This window comes from Vibrio sp. 1F169, assembly GCF_041439605.1.
GTDB classification, from domain to species: Bacteria; Pseudomonadota; Gammaproteobacteria; order Enterobacterales; family Vibrionaceae; genus Vibrio; species Vibrio tasmaniensis_A.
The window spans coordinates 1-5,957 of record NZ_JBGOOI010000125.1 but is presented as its reverse complement, the minus strand read 5'-3'; the positions used below and the strand labels follow the sequence as shown (position 1 = coordinate 5,957).

The window sequence follows — 5,957 nt, the reverse complement described above, 5'->3', positions numbered from 1 at the left end:
ATATTCATCAACGAGTGCCCACACAGATTGATAGGTTTAAATTGTTAAAGAGCTTTGCTTATCGAAACTTTCTTTTTACAAAGAAACCTTTGAAAACGGACGTGAATTCTAGCGATTTAATCTTAAGTGTCAAACACTTTTTAAAATTAATTTCTTTCGAACTTTCCGTCTTACTAATTACCGCTGAAGCCTTGTGGCATCTGCCGTGTCAGTGAGGCGGCATTATAGAGATCATCGAAAACATGGCAACCCCTTTTTTGATAAAAATTCAAAAAAGTTGCTTAAGTGTCTACTTTTACGTCAAAAGCCTCTTTCACAGGTCAAAGCTCATACAATTACAGGCATATCACTTAAAATTTCGCTATTAGATCTTTCGAAAATGCCTCTATATCTAGTTCAATACTCCATTTATCACTCAGCTCTACGATGTTATCTAGCGACTGCTGAACCGTTTTTATCGTCAAAGTATTGTTGTCTAGGTCGTATACCTGTTTTTGCGTAGTGTAATAGAAGTAAAGGATAGTTAATGCTTCTCGATCACCTTGCTCAGCTTTCGGTTGAATACGCTTGAGCTTACGATAGATTTGATTGTGAGTTTGTTTAAGGTTCCACACATAAAGCGCTTCCTTAAAGTAGTCATGCCCTTTCACACGGCTCGCGATAAAGGCATTCAGTGCGACTGATAAAATCACGCCAAGTACATTCAAATGAAAGTTCCCTGTCGATTCACCAGTAATTGAAGTCGCCGAGCCAAACAATTCGATCAGAATGGTGCCGAATACAATGGCAAACAATGCAAGCGACCCAACCAATGAAACCAACAGTAGGTTCATCTTCTTTCTATATTCTTCTTTATTAATCTTCTGTAACTTCATCGACTACTTCCTTATGTAAGTCACCTAATAATTTGCGCATACTATCTATGTAAACCTTGGTTCGCTTCAACCTTTACCATCTTGTAATGTGGTCACTCTCTATTTAATACGTAGAGTTATTCCGATCAGTACTATACATAACTCCATTTGACTTCATTAATAGAAAAGAGTTACATACCGCCATAATTTTTAGTTATTCATCAATTCATGCTGATAAAGTCTGTTTCGCTTTATCACATACTGACAAGGTACATTCCATGCGTTCATTTGTATTACGCGCTCGCGCAGCCCCTACAGAGAGCAAACTTATCTTAGAAGGTGTTGGGCAAGACGCTCATACTGAGATTCTGGCTCATACTCTGATGAACACGATCTTCGTTGCTCAATCTCACCGTGAGAATGTCACCGTGCACCTTGTGCTAGAGAGTACTAAAGACTTTTCTCGTACCATTACATTCGATTCAAATGAAATCACCAACATTGGTGGCTTTCATGAATCTGCACTGTTATCTGCGGTAGTAAGAGCGGTTGACGCTTCTCAAGGCATGACAAAAGAACAGACACGTCAGGTAGAACCGGGCATCACTGTTCGCACTATGAGCTTTGAAAAGTTGGTCAAAGAACTGGCCGAAGACCACCAGCTGTACATGATGGATAAGAAGGGTGACTTTATCCGTGATGCAGAGATTGCTGAAAACCCATGTTTCCTTCTTACTGATCACATCCCTATGCCGAAGAAAAGCTACAACAGCTTGAAGCGTTTAGGCACAGAGAAAATCAGCTTAGGTCCAAACATGCTGTTTGCTTCTCAGTGTGTTGTGTTGATCAACAATGAACTGGATGTACGTGGTTTTTGATATCCACAGCTCTCTCTACGATAGTTCACTCTAAAACAACAGTTCGCTATAAAAATAGCTAGCCCTAAAACAATAAATGGAGCGATATACGCTCCATTTATGGTCAAGTTAGCGTGCTAATTAAAAACGCACTTCGACGGTCATCCCTTCAATCCAATATTCTCTAGGCAAATCAGCCGTAAAGTTCAATGCTACTTTGAGATATGCTGGCTGCCCTTCAAAAGGGCTTGCTAATTGAGTCGGCAACTTACTGACGATTTCTACCGAATCTGCAATCTCAGCCTCAAAAGTACTACCATTTGGAAACCTTACCTTGGTATGAGCTCCTATTATCGCATTCTCTAAATATTTAGGGTCTAAATACGCGACCACTTGCGGGATGGTATTCTTCGCTATCGTTACAAGCTCGTCACCTTCGAACACTCTCTGCCCTTCAACGACATGGATATCGACAACGCGACCTGCATAGGGAGACTTAATCGCCAACCCTTGTTCAACAACACGTTTAAGTGCTAGATCTTTCATTAAAGCACGTCGAGCCTGACTAACCGGACCCGCTAATTCTCTTTCTTGTTCAGCTAATTTCGCATTTTGATAATCAAGTTTTTGTCCATTAAGCTGATTGTTAAGTGAGTTACTCATTCCCACTATACTTGCGTAGTCCACATCGGATACCTGACCTTTCTTCCTGTATTCTTCATAGCGCGTTTGAATTTGCTGTACCGTGTTTAAATTACTGCGCGTTTCTTCAATACCTTTCAAGTGCAGTAAGCCAATATCATCAGGAAACCTGATTTCTAAATCTAATAACTCAGCATGAAGAAATTCGATTTGCGCTTCCACTTCCATATTAGTCAACTGAATCGCTGTCTCTGATTTTAGGATTTGACTTCCATCGTCTACTGGAATTGGGCCGACTACTCCTGCAACTTTAGAGGTTAAGGTTACAGGATGCGAGGTAATGATTGCCGGAGCAATAACCAGAAAATTTGTCTTTAAGAAAAAATACGCTACGAATAATAGAGGGCTAACCACTAAGCTTAAGATTAAATACCAACGAAAGCGGTAGCCTCCTCTTTTCGCTTGTCCGTAAGCAACTTTGACACCATCATCCGATTGAGGGTTATTCTTTTTATCAAGATGAAATTTCACTTTCATTGTTAAAACCTTTTGCCTTTTTTCAATACCCACCAAGGAGCCATACTGGATTCTTCATGACTTCTTCTAAATAACTCATTCACCATAGAGAACGCCGTAACCAACCGCATAAAGAACTGATAAAACGGATACAAGATTAGCCATTTTGCCATCTTAAGATCTTCTTTCGCTCTTTCGGAAACCAACCCAATATAGACAGTAAAAAACAACAACACTGTCGACAAATAGACGCAGTAGATAAGGATCAGAAGTGCAGCAACAAAATCGAAGGAGTAAGCCCAAAATATGTAAAACATGAATAGCGAAACTAGAATGGGCAGCAATACGTTTTGTAGAACGCCATAAACTAAAGTAAATATAAAGTTTCCCCAACCGAGTAATCTAGGGGTTAGACCTTCATTGTGTTTCCTTAAAAACAGAAATAATAAGTCTCCATCCCATCTTAGCCTTTGTTGTACCAACCCTTTCAGTGTATCGGGTACATCAGTATGGCCCACAGCTTTAGGTGTAAAAGCGAGTTTATTGTTTGGATGTCTTTTCTTGTACTGTTTGAGCCTCATCGTTAAGTCGAGATCTTCAGCAGTATGGGTATCCCACCCTCCAACTTGCTTCAGAGTGTTCTTTCGAAAGGCACCAAATGCTCCTGATATATTATTTAGAACACCCCAGTTGGATAGCCCCGTCTTACCAGCTTGCATTGATAACATATATTCAAGAGACTGCATTCGCGTAAGCAAATTTTCTTGCCAGTTTCTAACGCGTAAAGCACCTCCAGAAGCAATCACATTCTTATCAGTAAATTGCTTCATCATTTGTAACGCCATGTCGTTGTCAAAAGAAGTATCACCATCAACATTAATAACAAAATCACCAGTAGCGTTATCTAAACCAGCATTCAACGTTGATACGCGACCTCCTCTTTGCCACTTAGGAATGACACGAACATCTCTGTTTCTTACCGTTTTATATCTTTGCTCCCCTCGCATTGCAGCTAAGTAGGTATCTTCATTTTGAGTTGCTCCATCGACTACGGCTAAAATCTCAATCTTTCCGGGATAAAGCTGTTCAACAAGCGTGTCGATCGTTATCTCAATTGCATCTCCTTCTCCATAACAAGTAATTACAAACGAGATGCTTGGGTATTCTTTTATCTCTATGTCACTGGCCGAATAAGACCAGCGAAAGATTCCACTTAACACAAGCAGAAAGAGTGGGAGCTCCACCATAATCATCATGGGGAAAAGCATTAGCCAAAGCTCAGAGTTCTCTAAAAGCATCCCCCAGAAGTACTGTTGGAGATCAAGGCTAACTGACAGCATAGATTTCACTGACTTTACTTTCTAACCAATAACCAACATCTTCTTTCATTGTTGGATCGGGTATACCCCATGCAAAGACATTCAGCGTGAAATCGTCATCTTCGATTAAAGAACAAAGTGCTTCTATTTTCCCGCGTAATACTTCTATATGTTCCATCTTAGCTTTAGGCATAAATACAAGAAGAACATCGTTTTTAAACTGACAACAAATATCAGAATCTCTAAACAATCCGTTTAAACGCTCTGTAATTTGCTCGATCAAAGCAAACATTTTTGCGTCTCCATTTTTAGACACATACTGCGCTAAATCAGGCAGGTGTAACCCCAATAATAAGTGCTCTTCTTCGTGGCGAAGTGCAATCCTATTAACCCAGCTAAGAAGATTAGAAAAATACCCGCCGTCTACTTTCCCGCTTAAGGTCAGTTCAGGCGCCGATAGCTTCACTCCATGACGGAATATATACTCTCCCTGAACTCCAAGTTTCAGCGAATAAATCTTCCTAACAACCAACTTTGAAATATCGTTTTTTGTACCACACTCGAAACAAGAAGCTAATGTCTCCGCCTCAGAAAAAGAGTGAGAGCATGAGTTACATGTATGAGTTTCTAAAGGGCGATCATAATCCACTCCAATATGTCGAAGCTGAGTCAAACATTTCGGGCATTCTAATTTTTGATTGCGTTTGAAAAGCCCTTGTTCAGCAACATGGCCACACGTGAAACAATGGAGAGAGGTACGCTCAGTAATATCAATGTCTTTGCAAGAAGGACACGCTTCGATGTAGTTTAAGTGGGCACTGGCACATTCATGACACACTCTTACTCGATCGATTAAATCCTCAATTTCAAAAGTGTCTCGCTTAGTCTCTGATAATACAAAACGATAAGTTGAACTTAACTCCGGATAGTAAAGCTCCACTAACGGATAGGAATATATCGATTTATGAGACAAATATTTGTGAGGTGATAATCGACGTCTTTGATCCAAGCCTAACCACCCAACAAGAGGGTCTAATGTATCCGATGTGTCGATAATACTTTCTAACGTTCTGCGGTGTTGAATCACCTCTTCTTCAACACTTTCTGGATTTAAAGTGCCGTCTGATAAACACTCTGATAATGCACTATCTTCTAAAATATAAATCTTCCAAGACCAAAATTTCCTGCTACGGTGGAGTTGGCTCATCACGTCGTCTTGCGAACTAAGATCGCCATTTAGAACTATGACGCCGCCCAATAATTCAGGGAGTTGATTAATGTCACTGACTGGCACGAGCTCAAATGATTCTCTGGTTTCAAGTGTAGGGGTTCCAAGGCAGTAAATTTTCAACTTATCTTTCATTCATTAACTCCAAGTCTTTTGACGCTGTCATCGTTGAATTAAAGCTAAACAAACGTTAATTTTGAACGATGCTATTTCATTATTCACCCTTACATAAATACTAGATATCGATATGAAAACCGTCCAATAATCAGCCAAAAAGATTAAATAAGCTCACCAATTAATTGACACCTACGAAACATGAATATTGTTAATACTTGGCATCAAAGCGGTTACATTCAAGTCTAAAAGTAGGGGTTGATGAGTGTTATTTTCGATAGCAGCACTTCCGGAATAATAGCGTTCTCAAACAAATTAAGCCTAATGCCCATGATTTTTTGACCGCCTAAACACAAAAAGAGCTCAACTAAGTGAGTAATGCCGTTCACTTAAGAGTGAACGGCATTTTTGTTCTTAGCATACCGTT

General features: G+C 39.9%; 5 protein-coding genes. 1 reads left to right on the top strand and 4 read right to left on the bottom strand.

Going from position 1 to position 5,957, the window contains the following annotated elements; genetic code table 11:
- Positions 1 to 350 precede the first annotated feature (350 nt).
- Positions 351 to 875, bottom strand: a complete 525-nt coding sequence (locus ACED53_RS22625; RefSeq protein ID WP_017101652.1) for a DUF3087 family protein — start codon at positions 873 to 875, stop codon at positions 351 to 353.
- A 257-nt stretch (positions 876 to 1,132) separates the two neighbouring features.
- Between ACED53_RS22625 and trmY the strand changes: the two genes are divergently transcribed.
- Positions 1,133 to 1,732, top strand: coding sequence for a tRNA (pseudouridine(54)-N(1))-methyltransferase TrmY (gene trmY / locus ACED53_RS22620; RefSeq protein ID WP_017097973.1), 600 nt, complete (start codon positions 1,133 to 1,135; stop codon positions 1,730 to 1,732).
- 120 nt (positions 1,733 to 1,852) lie between these two features.
- Here the strand turns inward: trmY and ACED53_RS22615 are convergent, their stop codons facing one another.
- Genes ACED53_RS22615 through ACED53_RS22605 form a run of 3 tightly spaced genes read right to left on the bottom strand, consistent with a single transcriptional unit; the run spans position 1,853 to position 5,551 of the window.
- Positions 1,853 to 2,926, bottom strand: a complete 1,074-nt coding sequence (locus ACED53_RS22615) for an HlyD family secretion protein (protein ID WP_017097974.1) — start codon at positions 2,924 to 2,926, stop codon at positions 1,853 to 1,855.
- Entirely contained in the window at positions 2,893 to 4,209 is a 1,317-nt protein-coding gene (locus tag ACED53_RS22610) for a glycosyltransferase (RefSeq protein ID WP_199861936.1), read from the bottom strand. The genes ACED53_RS22615 and ACED53_RS22610 overlap by 34 nt, the downstream gene beginning before the upstream one ends.
- Positions 4,196 to 5,551 (bottom strand): hypothetical protein, encoded by a 1,356-nt coding sequence (locus ACED53_RS22605; RefSeq protein WP_017101654.1) that lies wholly within the window; start codon positions 5,549 to 5,551, stop codon positions 4,196 to 4,198. The genes ACED53_RS22610 and ACED53_RS22605 overlap by 14 nt, the downstream gene beginning before the upstream one ends.
- Between the last annotated feature and the right edge of the window lie 406 nt (positions 5,552 to 5,957).

Bases quoted from the DNA above. Each gene is read 5' to 3' on its own strand.
- ACED53_RS22625 (WP_017101652.1), bottom strand. From the start codon at position 875: ATGAAGTTACAGAAGATTAATAAAGAAGAATATAGAAAGAAGATGAAC.
- trmY (WP_017097973.1), top strand. From the start codon at position 1,133: ATGCGTTCATTTGTATTACGCGCTCGCGCAGCCCCTACAGAGAGCAAA.
- ACED53_RS22610 (WP_199861936.1), bottom strand. From the start codon at position 4,209: ATGCTGTCAGTTAGCCTTGATCTCCAACAGTACTTCTGGGGGATGCTT.
- ACED53_RS22605 (WP_017101654.1), bottom strand. From the start codon at position 5,551: ATGAAAGATAAGTTGAAAATTTACTGCCTTGGAACCCCTACACTTGAA.